The organism is Streptococcus equinus (assembly GCF_049393735.1).
Taxonomy (GTDB): Bacteria; Bacillota; Bacilli; order Lactobacillales; family Streptococcaceae; genus Streptococcus; species Streptococcus equinus_G.
In genome coordinates, this window is the sequence record NZ_CP185946.1 from 1,577,558 (window position 1) to 1,596,849 (window position 19,292).

20 protein-coding genes are annotated in these 19,292 nt (G+C 36.7%); 2 read left to right on the forward strand and 18 right to left on the reverse strand.

Annotation, left to right across the window (positions count from 1 at the left end; translation table 11 throughout):
- Window positions 1-13 precede the first annotated feature (13 nt).
- The 12 genes from yqeH to ACNTMY_RS07995 form a co-directional block, all read right to left on the reverse strand.
- Window positions 14-1,132 carry a ribosome biogenesis GTPase YqeH gene (yqeH, locus tag ACNTMY_RS07940; RefSeq protein ID WP_074480268.1) on the reverse strand — a complete coding sequence of 373 codons (1,119 nt, stop codon included), beginning with the start codon at window positions 1,130-1,132 and terminating at the stop codon, window positions 14-16.
- Window positions 1,132-1,659 (reverse strand): YqeG family HAD IIIA-type phosphatase, encoded by a 528-nt coding sequence (locus ACNTMY_RS07945; RefSeq protein ID WP_033153249.1) that lies wholly within the window; start codon window positions 1,657-1,659, stop codon window positions 1,132-1,134. Before ACNTMY_RS07945 ends, yqeH begins: the two co-directional genes overlap by 1 nt.
- Window positions 1,660-1,784: 125 nt before the next feature.
- On the reverse strand, window positions 1,785-3,173 hold the full coding sequence (locus tag ACNTMY_RS07950; protein WP_423216053.1) for a DHA2 family efflux MFS transporter permease subunit: 1,389 nt from the start codon (window positions 3,171-3,173) through the stop codon (window positions 1,785-1,787).
- 9 nt (window positions 3,174-3,182) lie between these two features.
- The gene (locus ACNTMY_RS07955) at window positions 3,183-3,599 is read right to left on the reverse strand and encodes a MarR family winged helix-turn-helix transcriptional regulator (protein ID WP_024343600.1); all 417 of its coding nucleotides are present in this window, start codon (window positions 3,597-3,599) and stop codon (window positions 3,183-3,185) included.
- Window positions 3,600-3,734: 135 nt separating this feature from the next.
- Complete coding sequence (locus ACNTMY_RS07960) at window positions 3,735-4,643, reverse strand: DMT family transporter (RefSeq protein WP_423216054.1); 909 nt, start codon at window positions 4,641-4,643, stop codon at window positions 3,735-3,737.
- Between the two features lie 171 nt (window positions 4,644-4,814).
- Window positions 4,815-5,726, reverse strand: a complete 912-nt coding sequence (locus tag ACNTMY_RS07965) for a DMT family transporter (protein ID WP_423216055.1) — start codon at window positions 5,724-5,726, stop codon at window positions 4,815-4,817.
- A gap of 173 nt (window positions 5,727-5,899) precedes the next feature.
- Entirely contained in the window at window positions 5,900-7,342 is a 1,443-nt protein-coding gene (gene gatB / locus ACNTMY_RS07970; protein ID WP_423216056.1) for an Asp-tRNA(Asn)/Glu-tRNA(Gln) amidotransferase subunit GatB, read from the reverse strand.
- Entirely contained in the window at window positions 7,342-8,808 is a 1,467-nt protein-coding gene (gatA, locus tag ACNTMY_RS07975) for an Asp-tRNA(Asn)/Glu-tRNA(Gln) amidotransferase subunit GatA (protein WP_024343597.1), read from the reverse strand. The genes gatB and gatA overlap by 1 nt, the downstream gene beginning before the upstream one ends.
- Complete coding sequence (gene gatC / locus ACNTMY_RS07980; RefSeq protein WP_004233135.1) at window positions 8,808-9,110, reverse strand: Asp-tRNA(Asn)/Glu-tRNA(Gln) amidotransferase subunit GatC; 303 nt, start codon at window positions 9,108-9,110, stop codon at window positions 8,808-8,810. The genes gatA and gatC overlap by 1 nt, the downstream gene beginning before the upstream one ends.
- A gap of 286 nt (window positions 9,111-9,396) precedes the next feature.
- Window positions 9,397-10,182 carry a GTP-sensing pleiotropic transcriptional regulator CodY gene (gene codY / locus ACNTMY_RS07985; protein ID WP_021143055.1) on the reverse strand — a complete coding sequence of 262 codons (786 nt, stop codon included), beginning with the start codon at window positions 10,180-10,182 and terminating at the stop codon, window positions 9,397-9,399.
- Window positions 10,183-10,386: 204 nt separating this feature from the next.
- Window positions 10,387-11,601 (reverse strand): pyridoxal phosphate-dependent aminotransferase, encoded by a 1,215-nt coding sequence (locus ACNTMY_RS07990; RefSeq protein WP_420543512.1) that lies wholly within the window; start codon window positions 11,599-11,601, stop codon window positions 10,387-10,389.
- A 36-nt stretch (window positions 11,602-11,637) separates the two neighbouring features.
- Window positions 11,638-13,380 (reverse strand): glycerophosphoryl diester phosphodiesterase membrane domain-containing protein, encoded by a 1,743-nt coding sequence (locus tag ACNTMY_RS07995; protein ID WP_423216057.1) that lies wholly within the window; start codon window positions 13,378-13,380, stop codon window positions 11,638-11,640.
- A 329-nt stretch (window positions 13,381-13,709) separates the two neighbouring features.
- Between ACNTMY_RS07995 and ACNTMY_RS08000 the strand changes: the two genes are divergently transcribed.
- Window positions 13,710-14,162: a universal stress protein gene (locus ACNTMY_RS08000; protein ID WP_021143058.1), complete on the forward strand. Its 453-nt coding sequence runs from the start codon at window positions 13,710-13,712 to the stop codon at window positions 14,160-14,162.
- Window positions 14,163-14,244: 82 nt separating this feature from the next.
- Here the strand turns inward: ACNTMY_RS08000 and ACNTMY_RS08005 are convergent, their stop codons facing one another.
- Window positions 14,245-15,648, reverse strand: a complete 1,404-nt coding sequence (locus ACNTMY_RS08005; RefSeq protein ID WP_423216058.1) for a Cof-type HAD-IIB family hydrolase — start codon at window positions 15,646-15,648, stop codon at window positions 14,245-14,247.
- A gap of 70 nt (window positions 15,649-15,718) precedes the next feature.
- Between ACNTMY_RS08005 and ACNTMY_RS08010 the strand changes: the two genes are divergently transcribed.
- A complete protein-coding gene (locus tag ACNTMY_RS08010) occupies window positions 15,719-16,681 on the forward strand; it encodes an asparaginase (protein WP_423216059.1) in 963 nt (320 codons plus the stop codon).
- 68 nt (window positions 16,682-16,749) lie between these two features.
- Here the strand turns inward: ACNTMY_RS08010 and ACNTMY_RS08015 are convergent, their stop codons facing one another.
- The 5 genes from ACNTMY_RS08015 to ACNTMY_RS08035 all read right to left on the reverse strand — a co-directional run bounded on the left by ACNTMY_RS08015 (window position 16,750) and on the right by ACNTMY_RS08035 (window position 18,911).
- Window positions 16,750-17,253 (reverse strand): DUF2975 domain-containing protein, encoded by a 504-nt coding sequence (locus ACNTMY_RS08015; protein WP_423216060.1) that lies wholly within the window; start codon window positions 17,251-17,253, stop codon window positions 16,750-16,752.
- Window positions 17,254-17,451: 198 nt separating this feature from the next.
- Window positions 17,452-17,661, reverse strand: a complete 210-nt coding sequence (locus ACNTMY_RS08020) for a helix-turn-helix domain-containing protein (RefSeq protein ID WP_423216061.1) — start codon at window positions 17,659-17,661, stop codon at window positions 17,452-17,454.
- A gap of 11 nt (window positions 17,662-17,672) precedes the next feature.
- Complete coding sequence (locus tag ACNTMY_RS08025; RefSeq protein WP_423216062.1) at window positions 17,673-17,870, reverse strand: hypothetical protein; 198 nt, start codon at window positions 17,868-17,870, stop codon at window positions 17,673-17,675.
- A 16-nt stretch (window positions 17,871-17,886) separates the two neighbouring features.
- Window positions 17,887-18,387: a DUF2975 domain-containing protein gene (locus tag ACNTMY_RS08030; RefSeq protein WP_423216063.1), complete on the reverse strand. Its 501-nt coding sequence runs from the start codon at window positions 18,385-18,387 to the stop codon at window positions 17,887-17,889.
- 56 nt (window positions 18,388-18,443) lie between these two features.
- Window positions 18,444-18,911, reverse strand: coding sequence for a hypothetical protein (locus ACNTMY_RS08035; RefSeq protein ID WP_423216064.1), 468 nt, complete (start codon window positions 18,909-18,911; stop codon window positions 18,444-18,446).
- Window positions 18,912-19,292 lie beyond the last annotated feature (381 nt).

A 19,292-nucleotide genomic window follows, 5' to 3' on the forward strand; every position in this document is an offset into this window, starting at 1 on the left:
TTCTTTTTATTTTTTAAATCAAAGCTTTACGAAGCACTACTGCCACACCTTCAGGTGCCCACGCAGCAATCTTCACTGGGTTTGCTTGTGATGCTTTAATGCGAATCCAACCAAGTCCTGAATAAACCACATCCATTTTATCTTTGATGGTAAATTCATGGCGGACAAGTTTTGGAAATTCAGCTAATTCTTTGTCACTTGGTGGTGTCAAAAGACTTCCAACGTGTTTGTCGTAAAATGCATCTGCACCAGCTAATTTTGTACGGTGAAGTTTCAAATTATTATCAAAATAAGCTGTGAAACCTTGTTTGTCACCTGAAATAAAATCAAATCGTCCCAAACCAGCTAAGAACAATGTTTGCTCAGGGTTAAGTTGGTAAGTTTTTGGCTTGATTTCTTTTTTCGGACTGATGTATTTTAGGTTCTTGTCGCCAAGGTAATGCGCCATTTGGTGGCGGTGAATGATACCTGGTGTGTCAAAAATGTAAGAACCGTCATCCAAAGGAATTTCAATCTTATCAAGTGTTGTTCCAGGGAAACGTGATGTTGTGATAATGTCTTTTTCACCTGTAATTTCTTTGATGATTGCATTGATAAGTGTTGATTTACCAACGTTTGTAACACCAACGACGTAAACATCACGACCTTTGCGCAATTTTTCAATCTTTTCAATCAAATCTTTGATGGCTTGATGATTTTGGGCACTTGTCAAGATAACATCAACTGGACGAAGTCCTTCTTCATGTGCACGTTCAGTCAACCATTGAGTGACTTTACCAGTTTTGACTGATTTAGGTAAAATGTCTTTTTTATTTCCGACAAGTAGGACGTCGTTTCCAGAGACAAAACGTGACAATCCAGGGATAACTGAACCGTTGAAATCAAAGATATCCACAACATTAACCACAAGGGCATCACTGTCACCAACTTCGTGAAGAAGTTTCAAGAATTCATCATCAGTGATATGCACATCAGTGATTTCGTTATAGTGACGTAATCTAAAACATCTTTGGCAATACAATTCACCAGTTTCAAGCCCTTTTTCAAGTGCTGCTTTTGGTGTGTATCCTGCTTGTTCTTTATCTTCAGTTTGAATTTTGGCACCACAGCCAATACATAATAATTCTTCCATTAAATTCCTTTTTGATATTGAATTTTTCCGTATTTTTCTTCAAGTTTGGCCCAAACACGGCGTTCACGCCAGCGATTAATTCTAGTATTCCAAGCATCAGATTTAACCAATGGTTTTACCAAAACAGACTGAATATCAGCACGGTGAGCCGCACGAATATCTGTCATCAATTGGTCACCAACCATGATAACTTCATCACGGTCAAATCCATAACGCTTGATTGCCATATTAATTCCTCGTGTGAAAGGTTTCATGGCGCGACTGACAAAGTCTACACCAAATCGTGACACGGCACGATCCACACGCGAATGGCTGTTATTTGATACGACAACCACCGAAATATCCGCCATAGTCATTTCATCCAACCACGCGCGAACTTCTGGTGTGCCATCTGGGTTATTCCATGCAATCAAAGTATTATCCAAATCTACTAAAACGGCATGAATCCCATGTCGCAACAAATCATCTGCTCTTAAATCATAAACTGCCTCAACCACGAAGGTCGGCCTATAATCGTCTATACTCAAATTACTCTCCAAAAAAATATATTTTACTATTTATTTTAACATATTTAGAACAATATGGCGAATGTGATAATGATATATCTATTGAATTTTCCATCAAAAAAAGAGTGACAAAGCACTCTAAAAAATTATTTTTCTTTACCATCAACAACTCTAAATAAGATAATCAATTCAATAACAGCTAAGACAAGCAAAATGATAAATGCATTACGTGAGCCTATAGCCGTTGCTTCTGAGTAACTGATACTTGTATTTGATTGACTGAGCGCAACAACCAAGGATGCAACGGTCGTTCCAACTGCGCCAGCAAATTGTTGCAAAGTATTAAAGATAGCATTGGCATCTGCTCGTTTGTCTGAAGTTACTTGTTTTTGACCATTTGTCATGATATTACCAAAGGCAATTCCAGTACCTGCCATTGATAGAATATAGATAACAGTCAACCAAGCATTCGGTAAATGCAAGGCCAAAATACTAAAGAGACAAAGAGCAAAGGCAAGTAAACTAACCCCAAAAATAATTGGCTTTTTAGCACCTAAACGGTCTAAAATTCTGCCGCTAAATGGTGCAAAGCAGGCACCAATAATTGCTCCTGGAAAGACTAAAAGACCTGCGACAGTTGAACTTGAATGATTTACTAACTGAATGTAATTCGGGATAATAAAAGACATTCCTAGATTGACAATTTGAAACAGGAAGAAAGCAATAACATGTCCAGCAAATTTACCATTTTTAAGAATAGATAAGTTAACAATTGGCTGTTCTAAATGTGAAGAACGTTTTACCAAGACAAGAAGACCAGCAATTCCAACTACCAATCCTCCTAAAACAGGCACACTAAAGAAATCATATTCAGCCAAATTATTAATTCCTAAAATCAACCCGACAAATAAGCAAAGAATAGCTACAACGCTAATTAAATCTAAACTTTCACGCGCTACTTTATTTTTTTGTTCAATAGATGTTACCCCTAATACTAAAGAGACTAACAAAAGCGGAATAAGCAAAACAAAGATAACACGCCATCCAAAATGCGATGAAACAAATCCACCAAATGTTGGACCAATCGCTGGTGCGACTGCAGTAATCAAAGTTCCAACACCCATCATTGTCCCGATTTTACTCATTGGGACTTGGTCCAAAATAATATTAAACATCAAAGGAAGCGCAATTCCGACTCCAATCCCTTGGATGACACGTCCAACCAAAAGCAAAGCAAAACTTGGGGCAACGCTATCGATCAACACGCCCAAAATAAACAGCAAGTTAGCTGCTAAAAAGACTGATTTTGTCTTAAATGAACGTTTCAAATACGCTGACAAAGGCACTACTGATGCCACTACTAAAAGGTAAATTGTCGTCATCCATTGAACCGTTGATGTATTAATATTAAATTCTTTCATCAAAGTCGGGAAAGTGATATTCATAGCAGTCTCAACTACGACACCGCAAAATGACAACATTCCTGCACCGACAATAGCCCTAATAACTTTTGCTGAAATTTTTTCTTCCGACATATTTCCTCCTTATTTTTCTTTGATGTAATAACGCAAAATTTTTTCAAAAATAGCGATTTCTTCTTCTGTAAATTGATTTTCTAGCTCAGCATTTTTACTCACAAAATAATCTTGGCAAGCATCAACTAAGGCTAAGGCTTTTTCAGTCAAGTGTACTGATTTTTTCCTAGCATCTTTTTTAGAAGATTGGCGATAAATCAATCCCTTTTTCTCCATTCGTTGCAAAAGTACTGTCGTTGTTGAACGCTGAATATTAAACTCTTTTTCAATATCTTGTTGAAAATATTCTTCTTTCCAATCATGACTCAAAAAATCAATAATTGACATTTGTGTACCCGTTAAGTCATAAGGTTTAGCAAACTTATCAAACTCACGACTCAACTGATTACTTGCTATTTTGACCATGCGTCCAATATTTTTTTCCATCGCAATCCTCCTTTGTTTTTTGTTAGCTACCTAACAGTTAGATAACTAGCGATATATATTATAAAAACATCCATCACCATTGTCAAGATTGAAAACAAAAAACACGGCAAATAACTATCGCCATGTTTTTAAGGATTATTGTAATCGGCTGCGTAATGCTATCAAATCTCGTATTGAGATAAGAAGCACAGCAACGATAATCAGTAGCATTCCAAGAAAATCCATTGGATAAAAGACATCATGCATCAGAATAACTGTGAACACAACAGATGAAATCGGCTCAACTGCCGCCATCAAACTTCCCTTAACAGAACCAATAATTGCTGTTCCCATAAAGAATAAACTGTAATTAAGAATTGTCCCGATACCAATGATACCAAAGAGTCCAATCAAGTTTCCTTGATTTAAAACAAGTGGGTATTGCCAAGCCTGCGTTGTAAAAAATGAAATTGTCCCACCCATGAGCATCCCAAGTCCAATAACTGGGAAGCTACCATATTCACGAACATATTTTGCCGGCAGAACAACACAAAAAGCTGCTGTGACAGCCGAAAGAAGACCAAAGACAAGCCCTTTAGGCGTAATCGCTAACCCATCTAGACGACCGTGCGTCACAATGATAAAAGTTCCTAGCACAGCAAAGAAAATGGCTAAAAGCTCATTGATTTCTGGGATTCGTCTTTCTTTTAATGCGACAAAAAATAAAACAATAATTGGTGACATATATTGTAAAACCGTCGCTGTCCCTGCATTGGTATAATCGATTGCCACCAAGTAAGAATACTGGTTCAGCAAGAATCCAAGTATGGCAAAAAGCAGAATTCCTACAAGCGCTCCTTTTGAACGCAAGACTTTCACTAAGTTATCTCTATATTTTGTAGCAGCAATGGCTGTCAACACAGTTCCTGATATCAGCAAACGCATGCTAATCAGCTGACTAACATTCATTCCACGAGACATCAAAAATTGCCCGCAGACTCCAGAAAGTCCCCAAGCAATCCCTGCGATGAATACCATGATGCTTCCTTTAAGATTTTTATTCATGTTATTAATCACCTTCTCCAATAATGTGCGAGTACCAGTATAACACATTTACCAAAAAGACGTCATGACTCTGACACCATGTTTTCATAAAATAATCTTTCTAAAAATTCTTTATTACCCGAAAACTAAAAAAGCTATGATTGCAACAAAGCAACCATAACTTCTAAATCATTATTGATGTAATTGTTTATTCACTACAACCAAATCACGTAGCGAAATCAAAATAACTGCTGCAATGATGAAAATCATTCCAAGAAAATCCATCGGGTAAAAAATTTCATGCATGACCGTTACTGAGAAAAAGACAGAAGATACTGGCTCAATAGCTGCAAGAAGACTTCCCTTGACTGGACCGATAATACAAGTTCCCATCAAGAACAAGCTATACGCAAAAACTGTACCAACAATGATAATCCCAAACAGACCTAGCAAATTCCCAGGATTTAGCACCAGCTTATATTGCCACGGATTTACCAAAATTGTAAAAGTAACACCACCCATAATCATCCCAATACCAATCACCGTGAAGCTACCAAACTCACGAATCAATTTTGCTGGCAAAATAATATAAAACGAGTAGGTCACCGCAGAAAATAATCCCCATGCAAAACCTTTTGGAGTGATTGCTAGCCCATCAAGATGACCGTGTGTCGCAATGACAAAAGTCCCCAAAATCGCCAAGATAATTGCTAAAATTTCGCTTCCTCTTGGTAACTGTTTTTTTCTCACAGACACATATGCCAAAACAAGAATCGGCGCCATGTACTGGATAACCGTTGCTGTACCTGCGTTTGTACTTTCAATCGCTCTTAGGTAGGCATATTGATTCATCACAAGACCAATCAAAGAAAAAATTGCGATACCGCCAAGTGCCTTCAAGGACGTTACAGCCTTAATAAAAGTCTCTCGCTGATTTAGCGCTGCAATTGCCGTCATTATCACCCCGGAGATAATCAAGCGCACACAAGATAATAAATCAACATTCATGCCATGAGCCATTAGATATTGCCCAGAAACACCAGAGATTCCCCATGCGGTGCCTGCGATAAGCACCATCAAACTTCCTTTTACATTTTTACTCATTCTTACATTGTTCACCTTATCAATAAAAAATCCAGAACCAAGTATATCACATTTAAAATCGATAAAAAATACCATCACAGCAACTTTTTTCAAAGTAATCTTTCTAAAAATTCTATTAATTTTTGACAGCAAAAAAATCACCCCGAAGGATGATTTTTAACGACTTATTCTATTTAGTCTTCTTTCAATTTTGCCAACTCTTGTGCCAACAATTTAAGGGCAACTTGTGGGTTAGCTTTACCTTTTGTAGCTTTCATCAAGAATCCAGTAAAGGCCTTGTCAGCGTTACGTTTACCAGACTTGAAGTCAGCAACAGCAGCTTCATTATCTTCAAAGACTTGGTGAATGATTGGAATAAGCACAGCAGGGTCAGAAATTTGAACTAAACCAGCTTTTTCAACATATTCACGCGCTGAACCACCATTTTTAGCCAAGTGAACAAATACTTTCTTGGCGATTTTTGATGAAATTGTACCATCAGCGATGATAGCAAGCATTTCAACAAGATTTTCTGGTGTCAATGAGATTTCTGAAAGTGTTTTGTTTGAACTGTTAAGGAATTGAGCAACTTCACCTTGCAACCAGTTAGAAACGTGTTTAGCATCTCCACCAAGAGCAACAGCACTTTCAAAAAAGTCAGATGTTTCTTTTGTCGCTGTCAATTGTGCAGCGTCATAAGCTGTCAAACCAAATTCATTAATGTATTTAGCACGACGTTCTTTTGGAAACTCTGGAAGAGTTTGACGCATTTCTTCAATCCATTCGTCAGACACTTCATAAAGTGGTAGGTCTGGTTCTGGGAAGTAACGGTAATCTGATGCACCTTCTTTAACACGCATCAAGATTGTTTCACCAGTTGACTCATCGTAACGACGTGTTTCTTGTTGAATTTGACCACCTGAACGAAGCACTTGTGCTTGACGTTTTTGCTCGTAGATAAGACCTTTACGAACGTTGTTAAATGAGTTCAAGTTTTTCAATTCAGCTTTTGTACCAAATTCTTCTTGACCATAAGGACGAAGAGAAATGTTGGCATCCACACGCATAGAACCTTCTTCCATCTTAACGTCAGAAATACCAGTGTATTGGATGACTTCTTTAAGAGCAGTTAGGTAAGCATAAGCTTCTTCTGGCGAACGCATATCAGCTTCAGATACGATTTCAATAAGTGGCACACCTTGACGGTTAAGGTCAACATATGAGTAACCATCAGTACCGTGAGTGTTTTTACCAGCATCTTCTTCCAAGTGAGCACGTTCGATACGAATTTTCTTAGTTGAACCATCTTCAAGTTCAATTTCAATCCAACCATTATATCCAATTGGTTCATCAAATTGTGAAATTTGGTAAGCTTTTGGATTATCAGGATAGAAATAGTTCTTGCGGTCAAAGTGCATGTTTTGGTGAATATCCATGTTAAGGGCTAGCGCTGCTTTAATACCAGCATCGATAACACCTTTGTTCATAACAGGAAGAACACCTGGGAATGACCAGTCGATAACGTTTGTGTTTGTATTTTGGTCGTTACCAAAATGTGTTGATGTCGGTGAAAAAATCTTTGAATTAGTATTCAACTCAACGTGGACTTCAAGCCCGATGACTGTTTCAAAGTTCATTATTTGTCACCTCCAAAAATAACGGGTTGTTGTTTGTGATAATCAGTTGTTGCTTCAAATGCTGCTGCAGCTTGATAGATTGTTTCTTCACTGTATTTTGGACCAATCAATTGCATACCAACTGGAAGACCTTGAGCAAATCCAGCAGGAATTGAGATACCTGGAAGACCAGCCAAGTTTACAGGAATTGTCAAAATATCAGCCAAGTACATAGAAACAGGATCGTGGTTAAGTGTATCTAAGCCAAATGCTACGCTTGGAGCTGTAGGACCTAAGATAAGGTCGTAATCAGCAAAGATTTTTTCAAAATCACGAATAATCAATGTACGAACTTGACCTGCTTTTTTGAAGTAAGCATCGTAGTAACCTGATGACAAGCTAAATGTACCAAGCATGATACGACGTTTAACTTCATCACCAAATCCTTCGCTACGTGTATTAACGTAGATATCTTCAAGGTTGCTGTAGTTTTCTGTACGATAACCGTAACGGATACCATCAAAACGTTGCAAGTTTGAAGATGCTTCTGATGATGCGATGATATAGTAAACAGCTACACCATATTTACTGTGTGGAAGACTAACTTCTTCAACAGTTGCACCAAGTTTTTCAAAGTGTTTAGCAGCTTTAAGAATTGTTTCTTTAACTTCTGGGTCGATACCTTCACCAAGATATTCTTTTGGAAGAGCAATCTTCATACCTTTAATATCTTGACCGATTTTACCAGTGAAATCAGGAACTTCACGGTCAGATGATGTAGCATCTTTAGCATCGTGACCAGCAATTACGTTCAACAATTGTGCATTTTCTTTAACTGTTTGGGCAAATGGACCGATTTGGTCAAGTGAACTACCAAACGCAATCAAACCAAAACGTGAAACACGTCCGTAAGTTGGTTTCAAACCAACAACACCATTGAAGGCTGCAGGTTGGCGAATTGAACCACCAGTATCAGAACCAAGTGACAAACGAACTTGACCAGAAGCTACTGCAGTTGCAGAACCACCAGATGATCCACCAGGAACTTTAGTTTGGTCCCAAGCGTTTTTAGTTTTCTTGAAGTATGATGTTTCAGTAGAACCACCCATAGCAAATTCGTCCATGTTTGTTTTACCGATAACAACCATATCTTTACCGTAAAGTTTTTCAACAGCTGTCGCATCAAAAATTGGTTCGTAATTATAAAGCATTTTAGATGCTGCAGTTGTCAAAATACCACGAGTTGAAATGTTATCTTTAACTGCCAAAGGAATACCTGACATCACATTATCAGCATCAATTCCTTTTTCATCGATTGCAGCTGCTTGTGCAAGCGCAGCTTCTTCAGAAACAGTGATGAAAGAATCAACAGCTGCTTCACGTTCTTTAATATCTTCAAGTGTTGCTTTTGTTAATTCAACTGCTGAGATTTCTTTATTGACAAGAAGATTGTGCAACTCATCAATTGATTTTGTATTAAATGACATTATGCATCTCCTCCGTCTTCTAAGATAGCAGGCACTTTAATATAGTAATTTTCAGATTGAGGCACGTTTTTAAAGAGCTCATCACGATCATCACCAGCTACTGCAACGTCTTCACGCATAACAGTCTTACGATCTGCCATTGTCGTTGTTACAGGGACTCCCTCTGTATCAACTTCATTCAAGAGTTCTACCATATCTACAATCTTAGACAAAGTTGTCGCAAATTCTGTTGTTTCTTCATCAGAAAATGACAATTTTGACAGATTTGCCACATGACGAACTTCTTCTTCAGAAATTTTCATCTCTATCTCTCCTTGATTATTTTAAATCGTAAACCAAATTTACAATATAGTCCCTAAAATTATACCACATTTTACTTTTCTTTAACACGTAAAAGAAAGTGAGAAAGCTCTTCCATGGAAAATTTCACACTTTTTTAAAAAGCAAAAAAGAAGCTAGGTCAACCTGCTTCTTTTTCTTAACAATCTTTACACTTAAAACCATATCGCGAATTAAATGTAAACTGATTTTTTCTACTGTACCATAATCTCAGTAGTTATCCCCTAGCACTAGTGCTTAGGATAATAATTAATTGTATTCTTTAAGTTTATCGAAGATACCTTCATTGATAACTTTAAGGTAAGTACCTTTCATACCCAATGAACGGCTTTCGATGATACCAGCTGATTCCAATTTACGTAGGGCATTAACGATAACAGAACGTGTAATACCAATACGGTCAGCGATAACAGATGCAGTCAAACGACCTTCTGTACCATCAAGTTCACCCAAAATAGCAGATACGGCTTTCATTTCTGAGTAAGATAGTGTGTTAATCGCCATGTTAACAGCTGTTTGTTTACGGATTGTTTCTTCAAGATTTTCAGTTTGAAGGTTAAGTAATTGGATACCAACTACTGTAGAGGCGATTTCGACAAGAATCAAATCGTCTTCTGAAAATTCTTTATCATTACGCCAAATGATAAGAGAACCAAGACGCATACCGCCACCGTAGATTGGAGCGATAGTTGTCAATCCATCTGGGTAAATATCTTTTGATTCAACTGGGAAGATTGTCAAATCATTATCTACAGACAAGTTAGCTTCAGTATCATAAACACGACTAGCCGCTTTTACGTATTCTTCAGGGAATTGTTTCGCTTGAAAGAATTCTTCAACACGGTCAGTATTTGTTTTATACTTCATTGCATAACCAAGAAGGTTTCCTCCTCCGTTGATGATGCAAGAGTTACAGTCAATGATGTCAGCAAGTTGAGCAGCCATTGTGTTATATGGTAATTCGGTATCAAGGCTATCAACTGAGCGTTGCAAAATTGACGTAATCTTTCTAGTTTTTTCTAATAAATTCGGCATTTTCTACTTCCTTTGCGTTATTTGCGTTACAATTATATCAAAGGAACCCTTATTTTGCAAACAATTATCTGAAAATTTCTTTATCTTCTGATAATTTTGTAAGCGCATACTTCTTAAACTGAATTTAATCAAAAAAAATCATTAGAACGTTCGTATTTAAAGCCTTATCAGGACAAAATACGATACCGTTCTAACGACTAGGTCTTAACGTTTATATTGACTAAGAACACGTGTTAATTTCTCTTGAACTTCTGCTAATTCTTCAACACGTGGCAAATATACGATTCGGAAGTGGTCAGGTTCAGTCCAGTTAAAGCCTTTACCTGGAACCAACATGACTTTTTCTTGTTTTAACAGTTCCAAACAGAACTGCTCATCATCATCAATCTGATACATGTCTCGATCAATTTTAGGAAAGATGTAAAGTCCTGCTTCTGGTTTTACAGCAGACAAACCAGGAACTTCATTAACAGCTTTATAAATGAAGTTACGTTGTTCGTAGATACGTCCTCCAGGAATCAACAGTTCATCAACTGATTGATAGCCACCAAGGGATGTTTGAACAACATTTTGTCCTAATACGTTTGCGCAAAGACGCATGTTGGCTAGCATGTTAAGTCCTTCAATATAACCTTTAACATTATGTTTAGGACCTGATAAAACCATCCAGCCAACACGGAAACCACAGATTCGGTGTGATTTTGATAAACCATTCATAGACACACAGAAAACATCTGGTGCCAAGCTAGCAATAGCTGTGTGTTTCTTACCATCCATTACTAATCGGTCATAGATTTCATCCGCAAAGATAATCAAGTCATTTTGACGGGCGATTTCGACAATCTCTTTTAGCAAATCATCTGGGTACAAAGCACCTGTTGGGTTATTAGGGTTAATAATAACAATAGCTTTGGTATTTGAGGTGATTTTTGATTTGATATCATCAATATCAGGATACCAGTTAGCCTGTTCATCACAAAGATAATGCACCGCATTACCACCTGCAAGGCTCACGCAAGCTGTCCACAATGGATAATCAGGCATTGGCACTAAAACTTCATCACCATCATCAAGGAGAGCTTGAAGTGACATTGAGATAAGCTCAGAAACACCATTTCCTAGATAAATATCATCGATATCCACATGTGGAAAACCTTTCAGCTGACAATATTGCATGATAGCTTTACGAGCAGAAAAAATCCCTTTACTATCAGAATAGCCCTCACTGCTACGAGCATGCGCAATCAAATCGCGGATAACCTCGTCTGGAGCTTGAAAACCAAAGGCAGCTGGGTTTCCTGTGTTAAGGCGAAGAATTTTTTCGCCGTTGGCAATCATACGATTAGCTTCATCAAGAATCGGCCCACGAATGTCGTACGCCACATGTTCTAGCTTTGAAGATTTATCAAATATTTTCATAGATTATACCTCGTTTCAAATATTATAAACTTTCCTTTATAAATTTTCAATCCACGAAAGATTCATAATTTGCAAAAAATAATCAAGATAACTAACATCCAATGTTAGGTCTTTTTGACCTTTTCTAACTGAACTTGTGTAGTCCGTAATAACACCATCAGCACTAGTCTTCAGGTACCTTTCAATATCATCTTTTGAATTGACTGTCCAAACAAAAATTTTCTTACCATTTTGATGAACTTTATGCGCTAAATATTCATTATATGAGAAGTCTTCAATCGCATAAAAATCCATTTTAGGACTCAAATAATCACCAACTTGAAATGAAATAGTGTGCCCGACTGTCATCTCTGGAGCAGTCTCTTTTACTTTTTCTGCAGCCTGTAAATCAGATGACATAACCAGATATGACTTATCAATTTTTAGTGACTTCATTTTATCAACGAAAAGTTGTGCATAGTTATCTGGCTCATTGCCAGTAGTTTTTAACTCAACCAAGAGTTTTATTCCTAATTGCTTAGCTTTGGCAACACAGTCATCAAAAGATGCAATCTGTGAATAGTGGCTTCCCTGCTTAGTTTTTAAGCCAACAACCTCTTTAGCCTTAGAGGTTGAAATAGTGACATCTTTACCAGTCAGACGTTTGAGATTATCATCGTGGCTAACAACAAACTGACCGTCTTTTGACAAGACGATATCCAACTCTGAATAATCTGCTCCAGCTCTTGCTGCCGCTTCAAGAGACTCAATAGAATTTTCTACACCTTTAGGTGACATCCCGCGGTGACCAACAACAGTCACATCGTGTGCTTGTTTTCCTGTAGCTTTCAAGGTATTATAGGCAAAACCAAGACCAAAAACGAGTAAACACAACCCAGCTAAAGCTAACATGCTATGTCCGTTTTGAGAATTTATCACACAGTCATCTTTTTCTATTGTTTTCAACAGATAAGAAAGAGAAAATAGTTTAAACAGTAATCGAGCCGCAAAAAATATCAGCCAGATGATTGTCAAAAAAACCGCTGTTCCCCAAAAACTTCTAGTACTACCACCAATTAAACTAGCAAAACCAATCGTCACACCACTAAGAAGTCCCACACAAAATAGGATAACTAAGCCTATAAAAACAATTCCAAAGGTTCTAAAAATCTTCTTGCCACGCGTCAAGTTCAATGATTCTTTCATACACCAGCCAAAATATTTGCTTTCATTTTTGACCGCAAGCGGAATGGTATAAATAAAACGGAGATTAAGATAACTAAAAATAAGATAGAAAGCACCGACAGATAGTTTAACAAAATCAGACGCCTGTGATGCCCACATCATAAAACTTGGAATGTCAAGATTTTCTAAAAAAGATGCTGCCACTAAAAAGCGTAAAAATGGAACCAATAAAGCTAAGTAGCTTAGAAACGCTAGACAATGCTTACCAGAAATTGTTTTTAAAAAGTTTTTACTTTTTTCTTTTAAGGAAGATTTTAAAAATTGCCAGTTCAATTCTTTATGACAAATAACCTCAACTAGCATTGCCAGTTCAAGATAAGTTAGGAATGCTAACAAGAAAAGATGAACCAAAAGCGCAACTAGTAAAAGCGGATTAGTCAAGAAAGAGTTAAGATAATCGATATTAATCGCCGGAACTCGAGAATGAATCACAAGCATTTTAAAAACCAAGGGGAGCATGTAAGCTCCAATGGTCGTGAAAAGTAATTGAAACAGACCTGCTCTTAAAATATAGGATGCTTTATTTTTTCTAAAATCTTTTAAAACTTTTCTCATACCTCTAACCATATTTCTCCTCGCTTTTTCTATTATAGCAAAAATATTCAGAAAAATTCCTTAAACGCTTTCATTTTTAGAACAAATAGGGTATAATAATTTTAGGGATATTTCTTTAGATAAATGTAAGCGGTTAACGCTAGTTTATCTTATCCCGCTTAGCTTATTAAAATTATTGATATGGGCAGGAAGTTTGGAATGCGAAATGTTGTTACATTTTAACAACAGACGGATAACTAACCTTAGTTCTCAATAAACCAAGATTTCTTACCAGTCCTATGTTTTCGCTTGATTTTACGCTCTTGCTAGCATAATTAAGGAGGCAGCTTATGTCACATCATTATGAAAAAATCCTAGTTGCTATTGATGGTTCTTACGAATCAGAATTGGCTTTTGAAAAAGGGGTAAACGTTGCACTACGTAACGACGCAGAGTTACTACTTACACACGTCATTGATACACGCGCACTTCAAAGTGTTGCAACTTTTGACACTTATGTTTATGAAAAACTTGAACAAGAAGCAAAAGAAGTGTTAGATGACTATGAAAAACAAGCTCGCGACAAAGGTTTAACTAAAGTCAAACAAGTCATTGAATTTGGTAATCCTAAGACTCTCTTAGCACGTGATATTCCTGACAAAGAAGGAGCAGATTTGATTATGGTTGGGGCTACTGGTCTTAACACATTTGAACGACTTCTCATCGGTTCTTCATCAGAATACATCATGCGCCATGCAAAAGTCGATTTGCTAGTTGTTCGCGATAGCGAAAAAACATTCTAAGTCTTGATTAATATCAATTCTCTTTAATAATAATTTTTAATCAACTATTCTATAACTAAACTACGAAAAAAACCAAGTTGGTCTAATGACTAGCTTGGTTTCTTTTTTTACGATTAAGCGATTTTTGAATTTGACGATCAAGTTCACGCTTAATAGCAGGTTCTGGAGCAAATTTTTCTTCCCAATCATCTGGTTTTAGAATTTTATGTGTGACTGGATCAAAATGCGCTTGACCATCAGGGAAGAGTTTTCCCATATTCGATTCGTGAACAATTTCAAAGAATGGTTTTGGATCGACACCCATTAAAACAAATGAACCATAAGTAAGGTATAAAAGATCTGTCAAAGCATCAACTTGACCAACAAGTGGTGTTTCTGGGTGTTCTTTACTTTCAACTTTTTGAACAGCCCTATCAACAGCCTCATGCAAATTAGAAATTGATTGTTTGAAAGCTTGTGGATTCCCTTTACTTGTCGCATATAAGAATTCAACGATTTCTTCCACTTTAAAATCAGAACGATGATCTGCTTCTTCAAGTCCATATAATCTTGGCACTTCGCAAGTCTCTCCATCCATTTGATGGTGGAAATCTTTGACCTTGTTAAAGTTGTCATCTTGACTATCAAATCTTTCTCCGACTTTAACATGAATCAAACCATAATGCGCTAACGCTTTTGAAATACCATTGTTATTGTTAGAGTCAGTCGTGTAAGTAGCAACTTCTTTAACAGCTTCTTCTGCATTTCCCATAGCAACACCGATACCAACTCCAGACAACATTTCCATGTCATTGTCAGAATCGCCAAATGCCATGACCTCATCTAAAGTAAAGCCAAATATGTCACCAAGTCGTTCAACACCCTTAATCTTTGATTGCCCTTTTGAAACTAAATCTGCTGAATAAGGGCTACTTCGTGTCACCTTGATATAAGGAAAGGCATTTTGAATGTCAGCTGTCTCACCCTCAGTCGCTACAAGTACTACTTGAAAAACAGGCTGGCGCATGATTGCTAGTAATGCATTTAGGTTTTGGGGCTTAAATCGTCGAATAAAATGTTTAAAACTTCGTTCTACTGCTTTTGCCCAGCGTTTCGGCACAATCGCACTCACAATTTGTCCAAAACGACTTGTCCCAATACCAATAATACGTGAACCGACCAAGCCAGATGCTGTTCCTAACGAAATTTCGCGACGATGATCATTGGCATAGCGAATCAAACGATAAACCGTTGAGACCGGCATCTGTTTATGGTAAAGCACCTGATCACGAGTAAAAATATATTGTCCGTTATAGGTAATGGCAAAGTCCAAACCAAGATTTTCAAGATAAGGTTGGACAAAACCAGGACCACGTCCCGTTGCCACTCCAACAAAAATCCCTTGTCTTTTCAGACTTTTAATAGCTTTTTGCGTTGATAGTTGGACATTTTTACGGTCGTTTAAAAGTGTTCCGTCAATATCAAAAAAAACTGCTTTTATTGACAAAGCGTTTCTCGCCTTCCTTCTTTATGTTAAAATAGATTATATCACAATTTTAAAAGGAAGTTTGATTGTCATGAAAAAAATCCTTGTTCTACATACTGGTGGAACTATTTCAATGCAGGCTGACGAAGCTGGTCATGTTCGTCCCGAAAATGATAATCCGATGAACCATGTCGGCGTCAACCTTGATAACATTCAAGTGACGGCACTTGATTTTTTTAATGTGCCAAGCCCGCACATTACACCAAGACATATGCTAAAACTTTACCAAAAAATTAAAGAAGAAGCTGATAATTTCGATGGTGTTGTTATCACTCATGGTACTGATACACTTGAAGAAACAGCTTATTTCCTTGATACAATGGAAGTTCCAAATATTCCAATCGTCCTTACAGGTGCCATGCGTTCCTCAAATGAACTAGGGAGTGACGGGGTCTACAATTACCTCAGTGCACTTCGTGTCGCAAGCCATGATAAAGCAGTTGGAAAAGGCGTTTTAGTGGTTATGAACGATGAAATTCACGCTGCAAAATACGTGACAAAAACACACACAACCAATGTGTCAACCTTTAAAACACCAATTCATGGACCACTAGGAATCATCATGAAACACGATATTCTATTTTTCAGAACTGCTGAACCACGTGTTCGCTTCGATTTACAAGATATTTCTGGTACCGTTCCAATCATCAGAGCATATGCTGGTATGGGTGGTGATGGCATCATCAGTTTCTTAAATCCAAGCAATGTTCAAGGTGTTGTCATTGAAGCACTCGGTGCTGGAAATATGCCACCACGCGCCGCTGACGAAATCTATGACCTTATCAAACAAGGCGTTCCAGTTGTCCTTGTCTCTCGCTGCTTTAACGGTATTGCAGAGCCTGTTTACGCATATGATGGCGGCGGTGTTCAACTGGCAAACGCTGGTGTTATGTTCGTCAAAGAACTTAACGCCCAAAAAGCCCGCTTAAAACTTCTTATCGCCTTAAACGCTGGCTTAAAAGGACAAGAACTAAAAGAATATATCGAAGGATAAAAATCCACACAAAAAAGCTGAAATCCAAATCTGGACGTCAGCTTTTTATTTTCTATCAAGAATATATCTTAAACTGTAAATTCATTTTCTTCAGCAATAATATTAGCTTCTTTTAAAATTATTGAAAAGACCCAAACAACAAACGCTGCTACTAGGTAAGCCCAATTCACAAAAGTTAAAACTCCTGAGCCTGAGCAAAGACTTTGAAACCAACTATCTAAAAACGCAAGAGAAATAAAGTTATACACAACATAGCGAGCTAGCCTAACATTTTCAGGTGTAAAAATATTGTTATCGATAATATTTTTAAAGAATATTTTTACAAAAACTAAGAGCGCAATCCAAAGACTTGAATTCATCGCAAACAAACTAAGAAATGAGGTTGAGTGCAACAATTTTTCTGGAATATTAATATCAAGCAAAAGACCATTTCCGGAAGGGTTCGTTAAATCCATGTGAGGATGACTCAATGAAAGAATAATTCCAACCATTGTCGATAGCGCGATAAGGGCAATTGCAATGCTGATGATAACATTAGCAACTTTTAAAATGCGATAATTTGTTCTTTTCATGATTCTCTCCTCAAAAATACCTTTCTCATTAAACTAACTGTCACTTACAAAGTCGTTAACTAATTACAAAAAACTAAAACGCCTCAAACTGAAAAGTCAATTGTCATATTACTTGTATTACCAGCATTTGTCAAGATACTTTGAAAAAATCATCAAACAAAAAGCTGAAGTTATATCTTTAAACCTCAGCTTCTTTTTTTATTCTTCATCAGGAATATACTCTAAAATATCACCAGGTTGACAATCCAACTCGCGACAAATAGCATCCAATGTCGTTAAACGAACTGCTTTTGCTTTTCCTGTTTTGAGGATTGATAGATTGGCATTGGTAATACCGACACGCTCTGCCAATTCTCCTGATTTCATTTTACGTTTTGCTAATTCAACATCAAGATTAATTTGAATCATCTAATTACCTCCTAGTCATCATTTTTTATTATTGTTTTAGAAAATGGTGTATGATGTGTTTGAATAAACTCTTCCAACGACTGCTTCTCTACCTTATCATGTTCATCATCAATATTAACATATCCACATGTAACAAACTCACTATTATTTACAATTGTAGAAGCTACTGTGACAAGAGCAAATACTGCTTTTTTCAATTTTTTACCCATCTCAAATCTCCTTCAACTAAATCGTAAATTCATTTTCTTCAGCGATAACAACAGCCTTTTCAAGAAGTTTTGCAAACACCCAAATAAGCAGTGCAGCAAAGATAAATGTTAAATTGATGAAACCAGATCCATTAACAGCAAGCACTGCTTCAGAACCACCATCAAATGAAGCCAAAAGCAAGAAGAAACTTGCACGTTTAGCTAGTGTGACATTTTCTGTAATAAAAATTTCATCTGCAATTAAGTTCTTCAAAAATTTACGGATTGTTCCTAGAAGCAAGAACATCATAACAGTACTATACAACATTGTCAGTAAAGATACATAATCAAATGTTCCACTCATTAGCGTAAAACTCCAACCGTTGCTAAATTCATGTTGGCCGACAAATGAACTGTTACTTAAAAAGAGTGAAAGAATCCCGCCTGCTAAAAGCGCAACTATTCCAAAAATATTTACGCCGTATAAGAAAGTTACAAAGTTTAAAATGTATTTAAATTTTTTAGTATCGTTTTTCATAATTTTTCTCCTCTGGTTTTTAATTGATAATTGGTAAGATGATAATGATATTAGGGCTAAGCCATGTGACGTGCGCGTAGGTATTTAACAAGTAGAAAAGCAAGGACAAAGTAACCGCAAATTGAAAAGTCAGCAATAACATGAGCTTGATGCATTGATGTTGATAAAGCATTTTGAAGAAATGAGACAACAAATGCAAAAATGCTAGCTTTTTTCAAGAAAAGGTATGTTTTATCAGCTAAAATATCTTTTAATGTAAAGTTTGCGATAAAGTGTTTTAGTTTTGTTAGACCGTAAATCATTGCTGAATTTGTCAAAATTGTCAAAGCTGTGACTAACCAAGTATTTGTATCTTTGCCAATCGCCCACTCAATCACACCGTAATGACCTGCATTTACAGTATCGTAACCATAGATATGTGAAATCAAGTCAGCAAGAATTGTTAATACTAAAACAACATTTGTGACGTTAATAGCAACTTTAGCAACAGTTTTTACAGTAGTTTCGATAGTTTTTGTGTTCATGATAAATCTCCTTATAGCTTGTGTCATACTGGATATTTCGAGCTCAATGATAATCCGTTTTGCAATATAAAATTATTCTTTTTCGAAAATCTTTTATCGTTTTTCGATATATTTAGTATAGCACAAGTTTTTCGTTTTGCAACACTTTTTTATCGAAAATCGATATTTTTTTATTTTTTTTGCGTGATTTTTAACAAAAATAGACTTTTCAGACAAAAAAACTCAGCCACATAGGCTGAGTTAATTTTTATGTTCTTACATGTCTTGTCGCAGGTAATTCTATTACCATAGCGAAATATCAAAAAAGAGTACTCATTCTAGCTTACTTACCGTAAGTTGATTCGTCAGCGCATTAAAACTCATTCAACTACTACGTCTTGC

Bases quoted from the DNA above. Each gene is read 5' to 3' on its own strand.
- ACNTMY_RS07995 (WP_423216057.1), bottom strand. From the start codon at position 13,380: ATGAGAAAAGTTTTAAAAGATTTTAGAAAAAATAAAGCATCCTATATT.
- ACNTMY_RS07965 (WP_423216055.1), bottom strand. From the start codon at position 5,726: ATGAGTAAAAATGTAAAAGGAAGTTTGATGGTGCTTATCGCAGGCACC.
- ACNTMY_RS07960 (WP_423216054.1), bottom strand. From the start codon at position 4,643: ATGAATAAAAATCTTAAAGGAAGCATCATGGTATTCATCGCAGGGATT.
- ACNTMY_RS08010 (WP_423216059.1), top strand. From the start codon at position 15,719: ATGAAAAAAATCCTTGTTCTACATACTGGTGGAACTATTTCAATGCAG.
- codY (WP_021143055.1), bottom strand. From the start codon at position 10,182: ATGCCGAATTTATTAGAAAAAACTAGAAAGATTACGTCAATTTTGCAA.
- ACNTMY_RS08015 (WP_423216060.1), bottom strand. From the start codon at position 17,253: ATGAAAAGAACAAATTATCGCATTTTAAAAGTTGCTAATGTTATCATC.
- ACNTMY_RS08020 (WP_423216061.1), bottom strand. From the start codon at position 17,661: ATGATTCAAATTAATCTTGATGTTGAATTAGCAAAACGTAAAATGAAA.
- ACNTMY_RS07950 (WP_423216053.1), bottom strand. From the start codon at position 3,173: ATGTCGGAAGAAAAAATTTCAGCAAAAGTTATTAGGGCTATTGTCGGT.
- gatC (WP_004233135.1), bottom strand. From the start codon at position 9,110: ATGAAAATTTCTGAAGAAGAAGTTCGTCATGTGGCAAATCTGTCAAAA.
- yqeH (WP_074480268.1), bottom strand. From the start codon at position 1,132: ATGGAAGAATTATTATGTATTGGCTGTGGTGCCAAAATTCAAACTGAA.
- ACNTMY_RS08030 (WP_423216063.1), bottom strand. From the start codon at position 18,387: ATGAAAAACGATACTAAAAAATTTAAATACATTTTAAACTTTGTAACT.
- gatA (WP_024343597.1), bottom strand. From the start codon at position 8,808: ATGTCATTTAATACAAAATCAATTGATGAGTTGCACAATCTTCTTGTC.
- ACNTMY_RS08025 (WP_423216062.1), bottom strand. From the start codon at position 17,870: ATGGGTAAAAAATTGAAAAAAGCAGTATTTGCTCTTGTCACAGTAGCT.
- ACNTMY_RS07955 (WP_024343600.1), bottom strand. From the start codon at position 3,599: ATGGAAAAAAATATTGGACGCATGGTCAAAATAGCAAGTAATCAGTTG.
- ACNTMY_RS08000 (WP_021143058.1), top strand. From the start codon at position 13,710: ATGTCACATCATTATGAAAAAATCCTAGTTGCTATTGATGGTTCTTAC.
- gatB (WP_423216056.1), bottom strand. From the start codon at position 7,342: ATGAACTTTGAAACAGTCATCGGGCTTGAAGTCCACGTTGAGTTGAAT.
- ACNTMY_RS07990 (WP_420543512.1), bottom strand. From the start codon at position 11,601: ATGAAAATATTTGATAAATCTTCAAAGCTAGAACATGTGGCGTACGAC.
- ACNTMY_RS08035 (WP_423216064.1), bottom strand. From the start codon at position 18,911: ATGAACACAAAAACTATCGAAACTACTGTAAAAACTGTTGCTAAAGTT.